This window comes from Streptomyces sp. NPDC045998, from assembly GCF_056430285.1.
Map to the genome: position 1 here is coordinate 356,207 of NZ_JBWKLJ010000001.1, position 17,805 is coordinate 374,011.

At 73.0% G+C, this 17,805-nt stretch carries 17 protein-coding genes; 9 read left to right on the forward strand and 8 right to left on the reverse strand.

Annotation, left to right across the window (positions count from 1 at the left end; all coding sequences use genetic code 11):
- Positions 1-10: 10 nt before the first annotated feature.
- From nirD to AC07FJ_RS01570, 3 genes are read right to left on the reverse strand one after another with little or no spacing between them, the layout of a single operon-like run.
- A complete protein-coding gene (gene nirD, locus AC07FJ_RS01560; RefSeq protein ID WP_479044129.1) occupies positions 11-352 on the reverse strand; it encodes a nitrite reductase small subunit NirD in 342 nt (113 codons plus the stop codon).
- Complete coding sequence (gene nirB, locus AC07FJ_RS01565; protein ID WP_479044131.1) at positions 349-2,871, reverse strand: nitrite reductase large subunit NirB; 2,523 nt, start codon at positions 2,869-2,871, stop codon at positions 349-351. The genes nirD and nirB overlap by 4 nt, the downstream gene beginning before the upstream one ends.
- Position 2,872: 1 nt before the next feature.
- Positions 2,873-4,054, reverse strand: coding sequence for an NAD(P)/FAD-dependent oxidoreductase (locus tag AC07FJ_RS01570; RefSeq protein ID WP_479044132.1), 1,182 nt, complete (start codon positions 4,052-4,054; stop codon positions 2,873-2,875).
- A 225-nt stretch (positions 4,055-4,279) separates the two neighbouring features.
- Between AC07FJ_RS01570 and AC07FJ_RS01575 the strand changes: the two genes are divergently transcribed.
- The 4 genes from AC07FJ_RS01575 to AC07FJ_RS01590 all read left to right on the forward strand — a co-directional run bounded on the left by AC07FJ_RS01575 (position 4,280) and on the right by AC07FJ_RS01590 (position 6,892).
- Positions 4,280-5,062 (forward strand): sulfite exporter TauE/SafE family protein, encoded by a 783-nt coding sequence (locus AC07FJ_RS01575; protein WP_479044135.1) that lies wholly within the window; start codon positions 4,280-4,282, stop codon positions 5,060-5,062.
- Positions 5,063-5,205: 143 nt separating this feature from the next.
- Entirely contained in the window at positions 5,206-5,631 is a 426-nt protein-coding gene (locus tag AC07FJ_RS01580; RefSeq protein WP_479044137.1) for a VOC family protein, read from the forward strand.
- A complete protein-coding gene (locus AC07FJ_RS01585; RefSeq protein ID WP_479044139.1) occupies positions 5,628-6,122 on the forward strand; it encodes an anthrone oxygenase family protein in 495 nt (164 codons plus the stop codon). Before AC07FJ_RS01580 ends, AC07FJ_RS01585 begins: the two co-directional genes overlap by 4 nt.
- A 179-nt stretch (positions 6,123-6,301) precedes the next feature.
- On the forward strand, positions 6,302-6,892 hold the full coding sequence (locus AC07FJ_RS01590; RefSeq protein ID WP_479044141.1) for a dihydrofolate reductase family protein: 591 nt from the start codon (positions 6,302-6,304) through the stop codon (positions 6,890-6,892).
- Here AC07FJ_RS01590 and AC07FJ_RS01595 read toward each other — a convergent pair.
- Together AC07FJ_RS01595 and AC07FJ_RS01600 are read right to left on the reverse strand one after the other, a co-directional pair.
- Positions 6,876-7,574: a class F sortase gene (locus tag AC07FJ_RS01595; protein ID WP_479044143.1), complete on the reverse strand. Its 699-nt coding sequence runs from the start codon at positions 7,572-7,574 to the stop codon at positions 6,876-6,878. The two genes, AC07FJ_RS01590 and AC07FJ_RS01595, sit on opposite strands and share 17 nt — an antisense overlap.
- A 100-nt stretch (positions 7,575-7,674) precedes the next feature.
- Positions 7,675-8,331: a hypothetical protein gene (locus AC07FJ_RS01600; RefSeq protein WP_479044145.1), complete on the reverse strand. Its 657-nt coding sequence runs from the start codon at positions 8,329-8,331 to the stop codon at positions 7,675-7,677.
- 247 nt (positions 8,332-8,578) lie between these two features.
- On the opposite strand from AC07FJ_RS01600, the gene AC07FJ_RS01605 reads away from it, so the two are divergent.
- The 5 genes from AC07FJ_RS01605 (at position 8,579) to AC07FJ_RS01625 (ending at position 13,772) form a co-directional block, all read left to right on the forward strand.
- Positions 8,579-9,172, forward strand: a complete 594-nt coding sequence (locus AC07FJ_RS01605; protein WP_361413831.1) for an NADPH-dependent FMN reductase — start codon at positions 8,579-8,581, stop codon at positions 9,170-9,172.
- A gap of 17 nt (positions 9,173-9,189) precedes the next feature.
- Complete coding sequence (locus AC07FJ_RS01610) at positions 9,190-10,923, forward strand: ABC transporter ATP-binding protein (protein ID WP_479045225.1); 1,734 nt, start codon at positions 9,190-9,192, stop codon at positions 10,921-10,923.
- 146 nt (positions 10,924-11,069) lie between these two features.
- A complete protein-coding gene (locus tag AC07FJ_RS01615) occupies positions 11,070-12,881 on the forward strand; it encodes an ABC transporter ATP-binding protein (protein ID WP_479045228.1) in 1,812 nt (603 codons plus the stop codon).
- A 22-nt stretch (positions 12,882-12,903) separates the two neighbouring features.
- Positions 12,904-13,227, forward strand: a complete 324-nt coding sequence (gene cutA, locus AC07FJ_RS01620) for a divalent-cation tolerance protein CutA (RefSeq protein WP_468295829.1) — start codon at positions 12,904-12,906, stop codon at positions 13,225-13,227.
- Positions 13,224-13,772, forward strand: coding sequence for a gamma-glutamylcyclotransferase family protein (locus AC07FJ_RS01625; RefSeq protein WP_479044147.1), 549 nt, complete (start codon positions 13,224-13,226; stop codon positions 13,770-13,772). The genes cutA and AC07FJ_RS01625 overlap by 4 nt, the downstream gene beginning before the upstream one ends.
- Here the strand turns inward: AC07FJ_RS01625 and AC07FJ_RS01630 are convergent.
- The 3 genes from AC07FJ_RS01630 to AC07FJ_RS01640 all read right to left on the reverse strand — a co-directional run bounded on the left by AC07FJ_RS01630 (position 13,660) and on the right by AC07FJ_RS01640 (position 17,729).
- Complete coding sequence (locus AC07FJ_RS01630; RefSeq protein ID WP_479044150.1) at positions 13,660-15,819, reverse strand: molybdopterin oxidoreductase family protein; 2,160 nt, start codon at positions 15,817-15,819, stop codon at positions 13,660-13,662. The two genes, AC07FJ_RS01625 and AC07FJ_RS01630, sit on opposite strands and share 113 nt — an antisense overlap.
- Before the next feature lie 224 nt (positions 15,820-16,043).
- Positions 16,044-16,721 carry a SanA/YdcF family protein gene (locus AC07FJ_RS01635; protein ID WP_479044153.1) on the reverse strand — a complete coding sequence of 226 codons (678 nt, stop codon included), beginning with the start codon at positions 16,719-16,721 and terminating at the stop codon, positions 16,044-16,046.
- 297 nt (positions 16,722-17,018) lie between these two features.
- Positions 17,019-17,729 (reverse strand): aquaporin, encoded by a 711-nt coding sequence (locus tag AC07FJ_RS01640; RefSeq protein ID WP_361413846.1) that lies wholly within the window; start codon positions 17,727-17,729, stop codon positions 17,019-17,021.
- Positions 17,730-17,805 lie beyond the last annotated feature (76 nt).

Below are 17,805 nucleotides of genomic sequence, written 5' to 3' on the forward strand. Positions count from 1 at the left end.
GAACGTACGGTCAAGAAACCGTGGCCAGCTCCCGCGTACGCACCGGGAAGACCGCCACCGCGACCTCCTCGTCGTCCAGGCACCGTCCCGTCTCCAGGTCGAAGCGCTGCTTCAGCAGCGGCGACGCCACGAACGGCCGCCCGCCCGCCGAGCCGAGGAGCCCGCGCGCCAGCACCTGGGCGCCGGTGAAGGGGTCGCGGTTGTCGATCGCGTACCAGCGGCCCGCCCGGTCCTGGAACAGCGCCACCTGGCGTCCGTCGGGCAGCAGCGCCGCCATGCCGCGCCCCGGGGTCAGCGCCGAGGCCTCGCAGATCGGCAGCCAGGCGTCGTCGTGGGAGAGTTCGAGCATCATCGGGCGGAAGCTCCTTCCAGGGGTTCCAGCGTCAGGATCGTCAGGTCGGGCTTGATCTGGCCGCGCTCCGGTACGAACTTCACCGACGGGTCCGGCGCGTCCGGGGCGTTGACGAAGGAGACGAACCGGCGCAGCCGCTCGGGGTCGTTCAGGGTCTCGGCCCACTCGTCGTGGTAGCTCGCGACGTGCGCGGCCATCTGCGCCTCCAGCTCGTCGCAGAGGCCGAGCCTGTCGTGCACGATCACGTCGCGGAGGTGGTCGAGGCCGCCCTCCAGCCGCTCCAGCCAGGTCGCGGTGCGCTCCAGCCGGTCGGCGGTGCGGATGTAGAACATCAGGAACCGGTCGATCAGCCGGATCAGCTCCGCGTCCGACAGGTCCTGGGCGAGCAGGTCCGCGTGGCGGGGCGTGGCGCCGCCGTTGCCGCCGACGTACAGGTTCCAGCCGTTGGCGGTGGCGATCACGCCGAAGTCCTTCGACTGGGCCTCGGCGCACTCGCGCGCGCAGCCGGACACGGCGGACTTGAGCTTGTGCGGGGCGCGCAGGCCCCGGTAGCGCAGCTCCAGGTCGATGGCCATCTTCACCGAGTCCTGCACGCCGTAGCGGCACCAGGTCTGGCCCACGCACGACTTCACCGTGCGCAGCGACTTGCCGTACGCGTGCCCCGACTCGAAGCCCGCGTCCACCAGCCGCGCCCAGATCTGCGGCAGCTGGTCGACCCGGGCGCCGAACAGGTCGATCCGCTGACCACCCGTGATCTTGGTGTAGAGGCCGAAGTCGCGGGCCACCTCGCCGATCACGATCAGCTTCTCCGGGGTGATCTCCCCGCCGGGGATGCGCGGCACGATCGAGTACGAGCCGTTGCGCTGCATGTTCGCCAGGAAGTGGTCGTTGGTGTCCTGCAGCGCGGCCCGCTCGCCGTCGAGGATGTACTCGTTGTGCAGGCTCGCCAGGATCGACGCCACGGCCGGCTTGCAGATCTCGCAGCCCTCGCCGCCGCGCGCCTCCTCCCGCCCGTGCGAGTCGAGCAGCTGCCCGTACGACGTGAAGCGCATGGTCCGGACGATCTCGAACAGCTCGCTGCGGGTGTACGAGAAGCAGCCGCACATGCCGCTGTCGGCGGGCTTCGGCAGCAGCTGCTGGATCACCTTCACGCAGCTGCCGCAGCCCGTGCCCGCCTTGGTGCACTTCTTCACCTCGGGCAGCGAGGAACAGGCGCAGATGGCGCCCTTGGTGACGTTGTGGCAGGAGCAGATGATCGCGTCGTCGGGGAGGGCGGACGGGCCGAGCGTCACCGGCGCCCCCGCGCCCGCCGGCAGCACCAGCTGCTCGGGCGCGACGGGCGGCTTGGTGCCGGTCATCGGCCGCAGCATGCCGTACGACTCGGCGTCGCCGACGAGCACGCCGCCGAGGAGCACGCCGTCCGCGTCCACGACGAGCTTCTTGTAGACGCCGGCGCGCGAGTCGGAGTAGACGACGTCGAGGCAGCCCTCGGCCGTGCCGTGCGCGTCACCGAAGGAGGCCACGTCCACGCCGAGCAGCTTCAGCTTGGTGGAGGTGTCGGCGCCCGTGAAGGCCGCCTCGGCGGACTCGTCGGCGATCGCCGCGGCCGCCGTCAGCGCCATCTCGTAACCGGGCGCCACCAGCCCGTACACCCGGCCGTCGGCCGCGAGGGCGCACTCGCCGATCGCGTACACCGCCGGGTCCGACGTGCGGCACCGCTCGTCGACGGCGATGCCGCCGCGCTCGCCGACCGCCAGGCCGCAGTCGCGCGCCAGCTGGTCCCGGGGGCGTACGCCCGCCGAGAAGACCACCAGGTCGGTGCCGATCGTGGAGCCGTCCGACAGCGCCATGCCGGTCACCGAGCCGTCCTCCGTGAGGACCTCCTGCGTACCGGTTCCGGTGTGGACGATGAGGCCCATGTTCTCGATGGTGCGCAGCAGGGCCGCGCCGCCGCCCTCGTCCACCTGCACTGGCATCAGGCGCGGCGCGAACTCCACGATGTGCGTCTCCAGGCCCAGGCCCTTGAGCGCGCCCGCCGCCTCCAGGCCGAGCAGCCCGCCGCCGACCACCGCGCCGGTCCGTGCCGTTTTCGCGTACTCCTCGATGGCGAGGAGGTCCTCGATCGTGCGGTAGACGAAGCAGCCGGTCGCGTCCTTGCCCGGAACGGGCGGCACGAAGGGGTACGAGCCCGTCGCCAGGACCAGCGTGTCGTACGCGATCACGCGGCCGGCGCGGGAGGTGACCGTGCGCGCCTCGCGGTCGATGGTCTCGGCCGGGTCGTCCAGGTGCAGCTCGATGCCGTGCCGCGCCATGAAGCCGTCCTCGACCATGGAGAGGTCGTCGGGCGTCCTGCCGTCGAAGTACGAGGTGAGCCGGACCCGGTCGTACGCGGGGCGCGGCTCCTCGCAGAAGACGACGATCCGGGCCCGCTCGGTGACGCCCCGCTCGGCGAGGGCCTCCAGGAAGCGCTGGCCGACCATGCCGTGGCCGATGAGGACGATGGTGGGCTGGTGGGCCATGTTATGAGCCTCCGTCATGGGTGAGCAGGTGGAGCAGGGGCGCTTCCGGAAGGGCCTCATCGCCCTCCCAGGCCCGGGCGAGCGCCCCGACCGCGCCGAGATCGCCGAGCAGGACCCCGCCGACGAGCCGGTCGCCGCGGACGACGACCTTCCGGTACGCGCCGCTGGTCGCGTCGGCCAGCCGCACGGTGTCGTCACCGGGCAGCGGCGTCGCCTCGCCGAACGCCGCCAGTTCGAGGGCGTCCATGCTGAGCCGGGTCAGCGCGCGGGTGCCGCGATAGGCGCCGGTGCCGTGCAGGAGGACGTCCGCGAGGACGTCGGCCTGCTCCAGCGCGGCGCCGGCCAGGCCGTAGAGCCGGCCGTCGTGCTCGGCGCAGTCCCCGACGGCGTGGATGTACGGGTCGGAGGTGCGCAGCTGGTCGTCCACGACGATGCCGCGCCGCACGTCGAGACCCGCCTCCACGGCGAGCCCGACGCGCGGCCGTACGCCGCAGGCGATGACGACGACGTCCGCGTCGAGCACGAAGCCGTCGGCGAGTTCGACGGCCTCCACGGCGCCGTCCTCGCACCGCAGGCCGCGAACGCGGCACTCGGTGTGGACCTCCACGCCCAGGTCCGCCTCCAGATGGCGGCGCAGCAGCCGCGCCGCCTCCGCGTCCAGCTGGCGCTCCATCAGGTGCTCGCCCTGCTGGGCCAGCACCACCTCGGCGCCCCGGGCGGCCAGCGCGCGGGCCGCCGACACGCCCAGCAGGCCGCCGCCGATCACCACCGCCCGGACCCCGGGGCCGACCACCGCGTCCAGCGCCATGCAGTCGTCGAGGGTGCGGAAGGCGTGCACCCCGGAAGGCAGCCGGTCGCCGCCGAGGCCGCGCAGCGGCGGGAGCACCGGGTTCGAGCCGGTGGCCAGCACCAGCCGGTCGTACGCGAACGCCTCGCCGCCCGCGCAGTGCACCACCCGCGCGGCGCGGTCGATGGCGGTCACCCGCACTTCGTGCCGCGACCCCTCGTCGTGCGGCGTGGGCAGGGCGATGACCTCGGGCCCGTACCGCCCAGCGAGGACGTCCGCGAGCAGCACCCTGTTGTACGGGGCGTGCGGCTCCTCGCCGAGCAGGGTGACGGGCAGCCGCTCGGCGAGGCGTGCGCCCGCCGTGCCTCCGCCGACCACCACGATCCGTGAACTCATGCTCAGCAGCGTGCGTCGGCGGTGTTTCCCGGCCGCATCCCGTTTGTTTCGCGCGCGGAAAGCTGACCTCAGCGGGTGGGGGCGGGGGCGGTGAGGGGGTGCGCGCGGGGGCGGGGGCGGTGAGGGGGCGCGCGGGCGAGGGGGCGAGGGGGCGACCTCAGAGGTTCCTCAAGTCTCACCGGTTTCATGGGCGGTGCACCTATCCCGTCCCCTAGGGTCATGGTCATGCCCGACATATCGCTGACCACCCTGGTCTTTCTCTGTGCGGCCGCTCTCGTGGCGGGCTGGATCGACGCCGTGGTGGGCGGTGGTGGTCTGCTGCTCCTGCCCGCGCTGCTCCTCGGAGTCCCGCACGTACCGGCCCCCCAGGTCCTCGGCACGAACAAGGCGGTGGCCATCGTCGGCACGACGGGTGCGGCCGTGACGTACGTCCGCCGCGCGCCGGTGCGGGTGTCGGTACGGACGGCGGCGCGGGTCGGGCTGGCGGCCCTCGCCGGCTCCATGGTCGGGGCGTTCTTCGCGGACAGGATCGACGATGAGGCCCTGCGGCCGGTGATCATGGTGGTGCTGCTGGGGGTGGCGGCGTTTGTGATGCTGCGGCCGTCGTTCGGGACCGTCGGGGACAGGGGCCCGGTGACCCGCGCCCGCGTCGTGACGGCGATCGTGCTCGTCGGCGGCGGGATCGGCTTCTACGACGGGCTGTTCGGTCCGGGGACGGGGACGTTCCTGGTGCTGGCCCTCACCGCCGTGCTCCATCTGGACCTGGTGACCGCGTCCGCGACCGCGAAGATCGTCAACGTGTGCACCAACGCGGGCGCGCTGGCGATGTTCGCGTACCAGGGGAACGTGCTGTGGCGGCTGGCCGCCGTCATGGCGGTGTTCAACCTGGCGGGCGGCATGCTGGGCGCGCGGACGGCGCTGAGCAAGGGCGCGGGCTTCGTGCGCGGGGTGCTGCTGGTCGTCGTCTTCTCGTTGGTGGCCAAGCTCGCGTTCGATCAGTGGTACTGAGCCGGACGCTGGAGTTAAATTTACTTCCGTAGCAAATTTATATTGACGGGCCGTGTGCGGCTGATCTAAGTTTACGTCCGTCGCAATTTTGCGGCGGCGGGGGCGCGGCTCGCTCCTCCGTCCGCTTCGAGCAAAGGACCCACGTGCAGATCACCGCATCCACCGTCTCGCTCACCGTCGACGACGTCGCCGCATCCTCCGCCTTCTTCACCGCACACCTCGGATACGAGGAGCGGATGGCCGCCGACGGCTTCGCCTCGCTCGGCCGCCCCGACGCCGCGGCCGACGTCGTCCTGCTGCGTCGCGGCACCGAGGTCCTGCCGGCCGACCAGCGCGACCGGCACGCCGACGGGCTGATCCTCGCGTTCACCCTTGAGGGCGGCATCGCGGAGGAGGAGGCCAGGCTCCGGGCCGAGGGCGTCGAGATCACCATGCCGCTGCGCGAAGAACCGTGGGGCGAGCGGCTCTTCCAGATCACCGACCCCAACGGCGTGGTCGTCCAGTTCGTGGAGTGGGCCGCGGCAACTGAGGAAGGTGGCGTATGGGCAACTGAGGAAGGTGGCGTATGAGAGTGCTCCAGACCGTCGCCCTGACGACGTCCACGCTCGCGGCCGGGCTGATGGCAGGACTGTTCGCGGCTTTCGCCTACGCCGTGATGCCCGGTCTGGCGCGCTCGGACGACCACGCGTTCGTCCAGGGCATGCAGAACATCAACCGGGCCATCATCAACGTCTGGTTCCTGATCCCCTTCCTGCTGCCGCTGCCCCTGCTGCTCCTCGCGACCTTCCTCGCCGGGGGCGGGCCGAACGCCGGCGCCGTCCGCCTCTGGGTCATCGTGGCGCTCGTGCTGTACGCCGCCGCCTTCTTCGTCACCGGGACGCGGAACGTCCCGCTCAACGAGGCGCTCGACAAGGTGGCCGCCCTCGCCGCCGACCACGACCGACTCGCCGCCGCCCGCGCCGCGTTCGAGGAGGCGTGGGTCAGGTGGAACACCGTACGGGCCCTCCTGCACACGGCGGCCTTCGGCTGCACGGCCTGGGCCCTGCACCTGCACGGCTGACCGCACCGCCTCCTGCCGCCCCGGGCCCCGCGGCCGTCATCCGCTCCCCACCGCCGCCCGCACCGTCATCCGCTCCGCCGCTATCTGTTTCGTCGGCATCTGTTTCCTCGGCTCCTGCTTCGCCGGCTTCCGTTTCAGCGTCATCCGCTCCACCGCCGTCCGCTCCACGAAGGGTCTCCATGCGCAAGCTCGTCTACTACATCGCCTCCACCCTCGACGGCTTCATCGCCGGCCCCGACGGCACCGACCCCACGGGCCCCGACGGTTTCTGGCCGATCACGCCGGACTACATCCAGCACATGTCCGCCACCTACCCCGAGACCCTCCCCGGCCCGGCCCGCGAGGCGCTGGGCATCACGGACGAGGGCACGCACTTCGACACCGTCCTCGAAGGCCGCAAGAGTTACGAGATCGGCCTGGCGGCCGGAGTCCCGGACGCCTACCCGCACCTGCGCCACCTCGTCTTCTCCACCACCCTCACCGAGGTGCCGGCCCCGGCCGTGGAACTCGTCGCCGGCGACCCCGCCGCGAAGGTCCGGGAGCTGAAGCAGGAGAGCGGCGGCAAGGACATCTGGCTGATCGGCGGCGCGGGGTTGGCCGGTGCCCTCTACTCCGAGATCGACCGGCTGATCGTCAAGCTCAGCCCCCTCACCATCGGCAACGGCGTCCCGCTCTTCTCCCGCGACACCGCCTTCGACCCGCGGGGCTGGACGCTCACCGACCACACCGCACTGGAGAACGGCGCCTTCTTCCTCACCTACGACCGGTGAGGTGGGCGTACGCGACGACGTTGCCCTGGTAGCCGGTCCTCGCGTCGAACTCGCCCCCGCAGGTGATCAGGCGGAGTTCGGCGCGATGGGCGGCGCCGTAGACCTTGTGGTCGGGGAAGTCGTCGTTGTCGTACACCTCGACCGCGTCGACCGCGAAGACGGCGGTGCGGCCGTCGAGGCGGGTGACCTCCACGCGGTGGCCCTTCCTGAGCGCGCCCAGGGCGTAGAAGACGGCGGGGCCGTCGGCGTTGTCGACGTGACCGGCGATGATCGCGGTGCCCTTGGCCCCGGGCGGGGTGCCGTGCTGGAACCAGCCGGCGATGTTCGGGTCGCCGACGGGCGGGACCTCCAGGCCGCGGTCGGGGGCGAGGCCCAGGCGCATGACGGGTGCGTCGACGCCGATGTCGGGGATGCGGACGCGGACGGGTGCGGAGGGCGGCAGGGGCCCGGCGGCCGCCTCGGTGTGCTGGCGCGGGCCGCCGGCGGCGAAGGCTTCGGCGGCGGAGGGCGCGGGCGGCGTGACGTCGGCGGAGCCGTTCTGGACGAGCCACACGCCGACGACGGCGGCGATCACCACGGCCCATCCCTTGCCGCTGCGGCTCGCGCTGCCGGAGCCGTAGCCGTAGCCGTAGCCGGAGCCATAACTGCTGCCGCCGCCGCTGCCGCTGCCGCCTGCGCTCATGGGGCTTTCCCGCCTCCTGTGCCGTGCGTGCCCGTGGTGCTCCCCGCCCGCACCGCGGCCTCGGGGCGCGCGCGGCGGGGGCGGGGAGCGGAGCGGCGGGTCAGCGGCCCTGCGCGCCGCTCGCCCGGCGGCGCAGGAGCCAGACCCCGCCGACGGCGGCCGCGGCCAGGACGGCCGCACCCGCCGCGATCTGGGCGGTGTCGGGGCCGACGCTGCCCCCGACACCGGTCTTGACGGGTCCGCTCGGAACGTGGCCGACACCGCTGGCGTGCCCTTGTTCCTGCGCCTGCTCCCGCGGCTGTTCCGGCAGCTGCTGCAGCGGTTGCTCCTGCGCGTGGCCGCCGGTCTCCTTGCCACCGATGTCGGTCCCGCCCGTGCCGCCGGTGCCGCCGGTGGCGTGCGTGACGGTCAGGTCGCCGGTGGCCGTCTTGCCGTTCTGGCACGCCACGCTGATGGCGTACGTGCCCGGCTTGGCGTGCGCGGGCACCCGGAACTGCCCGATCACCACCTCTTGGTGGGTGCCGGGCGCCAGCTTGAACTCGCCTGCGCCCAGGGAGCCCGCGTCACCGACGCCCTTGCCGTTCTTGCCGCAGGCGGTGGTGTTGACGGTGACGGTCTGGCCCGGTGCGGCGCTCGACGGATAGACCTCCAGCCGCCCGAGGTCCCCGGCGTACGCGGTCGGCGAGGCCACGGCGATGCCGCCGAGCGAGGCGACCGCCAGCACGGTACCGGTCAGCGAGCGGATGGTGGTGCGCATGAGGGGTCCTCCGAGCGCGAGGGGCGGTGTCCTAGTCCCATGGGTAAGGCCGCGACCCCCGCGCCCGCATGCCGATGACCGCTCGGTTACCGGTCGCCGCGCCGACTTCGTACGGGCGTTTCCGCAGGTCGGGACGGCACCGGGGGGTCGGGAGGCGCGGCCCGCGCCGCGCGCACCGAACGGGTGACCCCGACCGGCGAAAGAGGGGCTTGACCTCAAGTTTGGTTGAGGTAGGAGGCTCCTCGGCATGGACATCACCAACGCCACGCCGCTGAAGCTCGCCGTCATCATCGCCAGCAACCGCGAGGGCCGCTTCGGGCCCGTCATCGCCGACTGGTTCCTCTCCCGGACCGCCGAGCGCGACGACTTCACCGTCGACGTCGTCGACCTCGCCGCCACCGACCTGCCCACCGCCCTCTCCCGCGAACCCGGCCCGGCGGCCCGCGCCGCACTCGCCGAGGTCAGCCCCAAGCTCGCCGACGCCGACGCGTTCGTCGTCCTCACCCCCGAGTACAACCACTCCTTCCCCGCCGCCCTCAAGAGCCTCATCGACTGGCACTTCACCGAGTGGCAGGCCAAGCCCGTCGGCTTCATCTCCTACGGCGGCATGTCCGGCGGCCTGCGCGCCGTCGAGCAACTGCGCCAGGTCTTCGCCGAGATGCACGCCGTCACCATCCGCGACACCGTCTCCTTCCACAACGCCCACGGCCACTTCGACGAGACCGGCCGGCACAAGGACCCCACCGGCCCCGACGCCGCCGCGAAGACGATGCTCGACCAGCTCGCCTGGTGGGCCCACGCCCTGCGCGACGCCAAGTCCGTCCGCCCGTACGCCGGCTGAGGCGCGACGCCCCCATGGTGCTGACCCGACTGCTGCGCGCCCGCCTGCGCCCGTACTGGCGCACGATCGCGCTGCTCGTCCTCCTCCAGCTGGCCCAGTCCCTCGCCGCCCTCTACCTGCCCACCCTCAACGCCGACATCGTCAACAACGGCGTCCTGCGCGGCGAGACCGACCGCATCCTGTCCACCGGCGGCGTCATGCTCGCCGTCACCCTGCTCCAGGTCGCGGCCGCGGCCGCCGCCGTGTACTGCGCCGCCCGCGTCGCCATGGGCGTCGGCCGCGACCTGCGGTCCGCCGTCTTCCGCCGCGTGCAGGACTTCTCCGTACGGGAGGTGGGGCGCTTCGGCGCCTCGTCCCTGATCACCCGCACCACCAACGACGTCACGCAGGTGCAGACGTTCACCGTCCTCGCCCTCACCCTGCTCGTCGCCGCGCCCCTGATGTGCCTCGGCGGCATCGCGATGGCCGTCGGCCAGGACGTACCGCTCGCGCTGCTCCTGCTCCTCTTCGTACCGCTGCTCGCCGGCACCGTCGGCCTCATCGTCCGCCGCCTGCCGCCGCTGTTCCGCACCCTGCAGGAACGGCTGGACACGGTGAACCGGGTGTTGCGCGAGCAGATCACCGGCATCCGCGTCATCCGCGCCTTCGTCCGCGACCGGCACGAGCAGTACCGCTTCGCCGGTGCCAACGCCGAGCTGATGAACGTCGCGCTGCGCGCCGGGCGGCTCATGGCGCTGATGTTCCCGACGGTGCTGCTGGTCTGGGAGGCGGCCACCGTGGCCGTCATCTGGTTCGGCGGGCTGCGGCTCGACTCCGGCTCGCTGCAGGCCGGTTCGCTGATCGCCTTCCTCGGCTATCTGATGCAGATCCTGATGGCCGTGATGATGACGATGTTCCTGATGATGCAGCTGCCGCGCGCCGAGGTCAGTGCCGAACGCATCCAGGAGGTGCTCGCCACCGCCCCGTCCGTCGCCCCGCCCCTCGCACCCGTCCACGCGCTGCGCGGCCCCGCCCATCTCGACATCCGCGCGGCCGACTTCAGCTACCCGGGCGCCGAGGAACCGGTGCTGCGCGGCGTGGACCTGGTCGCCCGGCCGGGCCGTACCACCGCCGTCATCGGCTCCACCGGCAGCGGCAAGAGCACCCTGCTCAACCTGGTGCCCCGGCTCTTCGACGCGACCGGCGGCGAAGTCCGCGTCGGCGGCGTCGACGTCCGCGACCTGGATCCCGAGGCGCTGGCGCGGACGGTCGGGCTCGTACCGCAGAAGCCGTACCTCTTCTCGGGGACGATCGCGACGAACCTGCGCTACGGCGATCCGGACGCGACGGACGAGGAGCTGTGGCACGCGCTGGAGGTGGCGCAGGCCGCCGACTTCGTACGGGAGCTGGGGGGAGGGCTGGACGCCCCGGTCTCCCAGGGCGGCACCAACCTCTCCGGCGGACAGCGCCAGCGCCTCGCCATCGCCCGCGTGCTGGTCGCCCGACCGGCCGTCTACCTCTTCGACGACTCGTTCTCGGCGCTGGACTACGCCACGGACGCGCGGCTGCGGGCGGCCCTAGCGGCCGAGACGGCGGACGCGACGGTGGTGATCGTCGCCCAGCGGGTGTCGACCATCCGCGACGCCGACCGGATCGTCGTCCTCGACGAGGGCCGCGTCGTCGGCACCGGCACGCACGAGGCGCTGTTCCGGGACAACCACACGTACCGGGAGATCGTGCTCTCCCAGCTGACCGAGGAGGAAGCCGCGTGAACGCGGAGGAGAAGCCGACCCCCGAGGGGCGGGCTGTGCGCGCGGGGCGGGCCGAGGGCACAAACCGCGGCACCGGGCGACGGTCTGTGCCCGAGGGGCGGGCCGCACCCGAGCGGCGGGGCCCCGTCGTGCAGCGGGGGCCCGGCATGGTGGCCACGCCGTCCCTCGAACGCTCGCTGGACTTCCGCCGCTCCGGGCTCCGGCTGCTGCGCACCCTCGCCCCCGAGCGCCGCCTCGTCCTCGGCGTCCTCGCCGCCGGCACCGCCGCCGTCGCGCTCGCCGTCACGGCGCCCAGGATCCTGGGCCACGCCACCGACCTGGTCGTGGCCGGCGCGGCGAGCCCCGCCGGGGTGGACTTCCGGGCTGTGGGCGAGGTCCTCGCCCTCGCCGTCGGCGTCATCGCCGCCTCCTCCGCCCTCACCTGGGTGCAGATGCGCCTCGCCATGACCGCCGTCCAGCGGACCGGCCACCGGCTGCGCGAGCTGGCCCAGGCGAAGCTGGCGCGGCTGCCGCTCGCGTACTTCGACAAGCAGCCGCGCGGCGAGATCCTCAGCCGGGCCACCAACGACATCGACAACATCACCCAGACCATGCAGCAGGCCTTCAGCCAGATGGTCCGCGCGCTGCTCACCCTCGTCGGCGTGCTGGCGATGATGTTCTGGATCTCGCCCCTGCTCGCGCTCATCGCACTCGCGACCGTTCCCGTCTCCGTGGTGGTCGCCACCCTCATCGGCAAGCGCGCCCAGCCGCAGTTCGTCCGCCAGTGGGCCGTCACCGGCAAGCTCAACGCCCACGTCGAGGAGGCGTACACCGGCCACGCCGAGGTGCTGCTCTTCGGCCGCAGACGGCAGGCCGTCGAGGCCTTCGACGAGCTCGGCGAGCAGCTGTACGCGTCGAGCTTCCGCGCCCAGTTCATGTCGGGGCTCATCCAGCCCGCCACCGCCTTCGTCGGCAACCTCAACTACGTCCTCATCGCGGTCGTCGGCGGACTGCGCGTGGCGTCCGGGACGCTCTCGATCGGCGACGTACAGGCCTTCGTGCAGTACTCGTACGAGTTCAACGGCCCGATCTCGCAGGTCGCGGCCATGGCCAACCTCCTCCAGTCCGGGGTGGCGTCGGCCGAGCGGGTCTTCGACCTGCTGGACGCGGAGGAGGAGCGCGACGACGAGGCGAGCGCGAGCGCCCCGACGTCGGCGGCCCCCACCCGCGAGCGCGGCAAGGCCGGGAGGGTCTCCTTCGAGAAGGTCGCCTTCCGGTACGAGCCGGGCAAGCCGCTCATCGAGGACCTGTCGCTGACCGTGGAGCCCGGCCAGACCGTCGCCATCGTCGGCCCGACCGGTGCCGGGAAGACCACGCTCGTCAACCTGCTCATGCGCTTCTACGAGACGACCGCCGGCCGCATCCTGCTCGACGGTGTCGACGTATCGACGACGTCCCGGCGCGAACTGCGGTCCGGTATCGGCATGGTGCTCCAGGACACCTGGCTCTTCGGCGGCACGATCGCCGACAACATCGCGTACGGCGTGCCGGGCGAGGTGCCGCGCGAGCGGATCGTCGAGGCGGCCATGGCCACCCACGCGGACCGCTTCATCCGGACCCTCCCCGACGGCTACGACACCGTCGTCGACGAGGAGGGCGCGAACCTCAGCGCCGGCGAGAAGCAGCTCCTCACCATCGCCCGGGCGTTCCTCACCGAGCCGTCCATCCTCGTCCTCGACGAGGCCACCAGCTCCGTCGACACCCGCACGGAGCTCCTCATCCAGCGCGCGATGGCGTCGCTGCGGGAGGGCCGGACGTCGTTCGTGATCGCGCACCGGCTCTCCACCATCCGGGACGCGGACGTGATCCTGGTGATGGAGGCGGGCCGCATCGTGGAGCAGGGCACGCACGAGGAGCTCCTCGCGTCCGGGGGTGCGTACGCTCGGCTGTACGCGGCGCAGTTCGCCGCCGCCGTATGACCACCGTGGAGGAGAGACGACCGTGACCCTGGCCCTGACCGTGCTCACCACGACCGACAGCGCCGAGAAGGCCGAGGAACTGGCCCGTGGCGCGGTGGAGGCGCGGCTCGCCGCCTGCGCGCAGATCTCCGGCCCGGTCACCTCCGTCTACCACTGGAAGAACGCCATCGAGACCAGCCAGGAGTGGCAGGTGCTCTTCAAGACGACGGAGGCGTCCTACGACGCGCTGGAGGCGCACCTCGTCGCGGCGCACGACTACGAGACGCCCGAGATCATCGCCATGCCGGTGGTCCAGGGCAGCACGGGCTACCTGGCGTGGCTGCGGCAGGAGACGTCGGCGCGATGACGAGGAACGAGCTGCCGTTCTTCGTGTACGGGACGCTGCGGCCGGGCGAGTACAACCACGACCTGTTCCTCCGCGGCCGCACGGCGGCCGAGGAGCCGGCCCGGCTGCCCGACGCGGTCCTGTACGACGGCCCCGGCTACCCGTACCTGGCGCGCGCCGAAGGGCGGAGCGAAGTGGCCGGCGAGATCGCGGGCGAGGTCACGGGCGAGGTCGCGGGCGAGCTGATCAGCGCGGCGCCCGGCGAGTACGACGCCCTGCTCTCCGTACTGGACGGCCTGGAGGAGTACCTGGGCCCCGGCCACCCGCTGAACCTGTACGAGCGCGAGGTCTGCGACGTACGGCGGACGCGGGACGGGCGGACGGTGCGGGCGTGGGTGTACGTCGCGGCACCGGCGGCGCGGCTCGGCCCGCCGATCGCGGGCGGCGACTGGCTCAGCCGTCCGCGGACGGAAGACCGTTCGGGGTGGCAGGGCCGGCCGCGGACGGAGGGGCAGCCGCGGACGGAGGGGTGGCCGCCGGTTCGAGACGTACCGCGCACACCTTGAACTCCGGCATGCGGGAGGTCGGGTCGAGGGCGGGGTTGGTGAGGGTGTTGGCCCGGCCCTCGCCCGCCCAGTGGAACGGCATGAAGACCGTGTCCGGCCGGATGCCGGTGGTGATGCGGGCCGGGGCCACCGCCCGCCCGCGCCGCGACACGACGGCCACCGGATCGCCCTCGGCGACGCCCAGCCGCTCGGCCAGCCGGGGGTGCAGCTCGACGAACGGGCCGGGCGCGGCGGCGTTCAGCTCCGCGACCCGCCGGGTCTGGGCGCCCGACTGGTACTGCGAGACCACACGCCCGGTCGTCAGCACCACCGGATACTCGTCGTCCGTCTCCTCACCGGCCGGGCGGTGCGTGACGGGTACGAAGCGGGCCCGCCCGTCCGGGGTGGCGAACCGCTCCAGGAAGAGGCGCGGCGTGCCGGGGTGCGCGGGCTCGGGGCAGGGCCAGAAGACCCCGTCCTCCTCGGCGATGCGGCGGTAGCTGATGCCCGCGTAGTCGGCGGGGCCGCCGGCCGAGGCGCGGCGCAGCTCCTCGAAGACCTCCTCGGGGTCGGCGGGGAAGCCCTTCTCCCAGCCGAGCAGCTCGGCGAGGGCGTTCATGACCTCCAGATCACTGCGTACGCCCTCCGGGGGGTCGATGGCCCGCCGACGGAGGATGACGCGGCCTTCGAGGTTGGTGAGGGTGCCGGTCTCCTCGGCCCACTGGGTGACGGGCAGGACGACGTCGGCGAGCGCGGCGGTCTCCGACAGCACCACATCAGCGACGGCGAGGAAGTCGAGGGACTCGAGCCGCTCCTGGATGTGCGCGGCACGCGGCGCGGAGACGACGGGGTTGGACCCCATGAGGAGGAGGGCCTTGATGTCGGTGCCGAGCGCGTCGAGGAGTTCGTAGGCGCTGCGGCCGGGACCGGGGAGGCTGTCGGGGTCGACACCCCAGACGCCGGCGACGTGGGCGCGGGCGGCGGGGTCGTCGAGCTTGCGGTAGCCGGGCAACTGGTCGGCCTTCTGACCGTGCTCGCGGCCGCCCTGCCCGTTGCCCTGCCCGGTCAAGCACCCGTAACCGGACAGGGGCCGGCCGGCGCGGCCGGTGGCCAGGCACAGGTTGATCCAGGCGCCGACGGTGTCGGTGCCCTTGGACTGCTGCTCGGGCCCGCGGGCGGTGAGGACCATGGAACTGTCGGCGTCGCAGAACATCGCGACGGCCTCCCGCAGCTGCGGCACCGGCACGCCGGTGATGCGCTCCACGAGCGCGGGCCAGTGGGACATCGCGGCGGCGCGGGCGTCGGCCCAGCCGGTCGTACGCTCCCGGATGAAGTCCTCGTCCGTGCGGCCCTCGGCCACGACGAGGTGCAGCAGCCCGAGCGCGAGCGCGAGATCGGTACCGGGGCGGGGAGCCAGGTGCAGGTCGGCCTGCTCGGCGGTACGGGTGCGGCGCGGGTCGACGACGATGAGACGGCCGCCGTTCTCCTTCAGTTCGGTGAGGTAGCGGAGGGCCGGCGGCATCGTCTCGGCGAGGTTCGACCCGACGAGGACCACGCAGCCGGTGCGCGGGATGTCCTCCAGGGGGAAGGGGAGTCCCCGGTCGAGCCCGAAGGCCCGCTGGTGCGCCGCGGCGGCGGAGGACATGCAGAAGCGGCCGTTGTAGTCGATCTGCGAGGTCCCGAGGACGAGGCGGGCGAACTTGCCGAGCGCGTACGCCTTCTCGTTGGTGAGCCCGCCGCCCCCGAAGACCCCGACGGCGTCGGCCCCGTGGCTCTCCCTGGTGCCGCGCAGCCCGTCGGCGACGGCACGCAGAGCCTCCTCCCAGGTGGCCGGCTCGAGCCTGCCTGTGGCGGGGCGTCGGACCAGCGGCCCGACCAGCCTGGCCTGGGAGGAGAGCACCGCGGGCGCGGTACGTCCCTTACCGCACAGGGCCCCCCGGTTCACGGGGAAGTCCGCGCGCTCCACCACCTCGACGCCTTGTCCGGCGCCCTGCCCGGTGGGCCGCAGGTTCATCCCGCACTGCAGGGAGCAGTACGGACAGTGCGTGGGGGTGGTGGCGGTGAGCATGCCCCCGAGCATGCGACGCCCGTGTTACGCCCACGCACCCGCCGCATTACGCCCCCGGTACGTCCCTCTCCATGTGGTGGGATCCGGCCGGTGAGCCGGGGGCTTCGGGGATCGTCGGGGGGAGGTCTCCGGGGGCGCTCCCGTGAGGGAAGGGGCGTGGCGGGGGAGACCCGGGGAGGGCCGGGGAGGGCCGGGGAGGGCCGGGGCGGGGGGAGGGGCCGCCGTCAAGGAGACGCCAACGCCTCCGCCACGCCCGGCTCCTCACGCCCCAAGAACCTCGGCTCCGGCTCGAACACCGCGTCCACCGCCGCCTTCCCGGCCGCCGCCAGCTCCCTCACCTCGCCGTAGTACCAGACCGAGTCGTGCGGCTCGGCCACGCCGACCCCGTACGAGTCGACGCCCGCCTCCCGGCACAGCGTCACGGCCCGCTGGATGTGGAAGCCCTGCGTCACCAGGACCGCGCGGTCGACGCCGAAGACCTTCTTCGCGCGCACGCACGAGTCCCAGGTGTCGAAACCGGCGTAGTCGCTGACGATCCGCCCGTCCGGAACGCCCCGCTCCCTCAGGTACGCGCGCATGGCGTCGGGCTCGTCGTACTCGACGCGGCTGTTGTCCCCGGTGACGAGGAGCACCTTCACCTTGCCGTCCCGGTACAGCTTGGCGGCCGTGTCGAGGCGATGGGCCAGGTACGGGGTCGGCCGGCCGTTCCACAGGCCCGCGCCGAAGACGACGGCGACGTCGTGGGCGGGGACGTCGTCGGCGGTGCGCAGCCGGCTGTCGGCGACGGCGTGCATCCAGGTCATGGGCGCGAGCGCGAGGACGCACCCGAGCATGACGGCCTGCACCACCCGCCGCTGTCCCCGCCGGCTCCGTGGCAGCAGCGGCAGCCGCGTGCGTCGCATGTACGAACCTCCGTCTGGTGTTCCCGCCCTGTCCACTCCGACGCGAAAGGCCCCGGCGCGGTTCACCCAACGCGGGGTTCACCCGACAACCGGCGCGCCTGCGCCCGGCTGGGCGACCGGCTCGCCCTACGCGTGGCTGGGTGGGCAACCGGCCCGTCGCACGCCGGGTTCAGCGGGCACACGGCTCGCCGTATGCCCGGCTCAGCAGGCAACCGCCCCGCCGGTGTACGGCTGGTCAGGCGACCGGCCCGCCGCGCGCCCAACCGGGCAGGTAACCGGCCGGGCGTAATGCCGGCCTCAGCCCGCGGCCGGCTCGGCCCCGGGCGGCCGCCTCCCGTACAGCAGGCTCGCCAGCCCCGCGCCGAGGAGCCCGCCGACGAGCTGCGCCGCGATGAAGCCCGGGAGCGAGGCCGGGGCGATCCCGGTGAACGAGTCGGTCAGAGACCGGCCGACCGTCGCCGCCGGGTTGGCGAACGACCCGGACGACGTGAACCAGATCGCCGCCGCGATGTACGCCGCCACCGCCACCGGCGCCAACCCGGCACGCCCGATCCGGTCCAAGCCCTGGATCAGCAGGACGAGGCCGGCCGTGGCGACCGTCTCGCCGAGCAGCAGGTGTCCGTCCGACCGCATCTGGGTGGACCAGCTGCCGGGCGCCCGCCCGAACATCGCCTCGGCGAGCAGCGCCCCGGCGACCGCTCCGGCCAGCTGCGCGCCGATGTACAGCGCCACCTCGCGCCCGAGCAGCCCGTCCCCGTCGCGTCGCCGGGTCCACCAGACGCAGAGGGTGACGACGGGGTTGAGATGTGCCCCGGAGACCGGCGCGAACAGTGCGATGAGCAGGCCGAGCCCGATCGCCGACGCCAGCGAGTTGGCGAGCAGCCGCACGCCGACGTCGTCGCTGAGCGCACTGGCCTGCAGGCCGGAGCCGATGATGACGGCGACCAGTGCCGCGCTGCCGACCAGCTCGGCGACTGCGCGGCGGGGCAGAGCCCGGTCCGTAGCCATGAGTACCCCCAAGTCCCGATTCAACGGAAAATATATTCCGTGTTTCGGAAAGTTCGATAGGGGGCAGGGTAGCGTC

Coding starts and splice junctions, on each gene's coding strand:
- nirD (WP_479044129.1), bottom strand. CDS start 352: ATGATGCTCGAACTCTCCCACGACGACGCCTGGCTGCCGATCTGCGAG.
- nirB (WP_479044131.1), bottom strand. CDS start 2,871: ATGGCCCACCAGCCCACCATCGTCCTCATCGGCCACGGCATGGTCGGC.
- AC07FJ_RS01570 (WP_479044132.1), bottom strand. CDS start 4,054: ATGAGTTCACGGATCGTGGTGGTCGGCGGAGGCACGGCGGGCGCACGC.
- AC07FJ_RS01575 (WP_479044135.1), top strand. CDS start 4,280: ATGCCCGACATATCGCTGACCACCCTGGTCTTTCTCTGTGCGGCCGCT.
- AC07FJ_RS01585 (WP_479044139.1), top strand. CDS start 5,628: ATGAGAGTGCTCCAGACCGTCGCCCTGACGACGTCCACGCTCGCGGCC.
- AC07FJ_RS01590 (WP_479044141.1), top strand. CDS start 6,302: ATGCGCAAGCTCGTCTACTACATCGCCTCCACCCTCGACGGCTTCATC.
- AC07FJ_RS01595 (WP_479044143.1), bottom strand. CDS start 7,574: ATGAGCGCAGGCGGCAGCGGCAGCGGCGGCGGCAGCAGTTATGGCTCC.
- AC07FJ_RS01600 (WP_479044145.1), bottom strand. CDS start 8,331: ATGCGCACCACCATCCGCTCGCTGACCGGTACCGTGCTGGCGGTCGCC.
- AC07FJ_RS01605 (WP_361413831.1), top strand. CDS start 8,579: ATGGACATCACCAACGCCACGCCGCTGAAGCTCGCCGTCATCATCGCC.
- AC07FJ_RS01615 (WP_479045228.1), top strand. CDS start 11,070: ATGGTGGCCACGCCGTCCCTCGAACGCTCGCTGGACTTCCGCCGCTCC.
- AC07FJ_RS01625 (WP_479044147.1), top strand. CDS start 13,224: ATGACGAGGAACGAGCTGCCGTTCTTCGTGTACGGGACGCTGCGGCCG.
- AC07FJ_RS01630 (WP_479044150.1), bottom strand. CDS start 15,819: ATGCTCACCGCCACCACCCCCACGCACTGTCCGTACTGCTCCCTGCAG.
- AC07FJ_RS01635 (WP_479044153.1), bottom strand. CDS start 16,721: ATGCGACGCACGCGGCTGCCGCTGCTGCCACGGAGCCGGCGGGGACAG.
- AC07FJ_RS01640 (WP_361413846.1), bottom strand. CDS start 17,729: ATGGCTACGGACCGGGCTCTGCCCCGCCGCGCAGTCGCCGAGCTGGTC.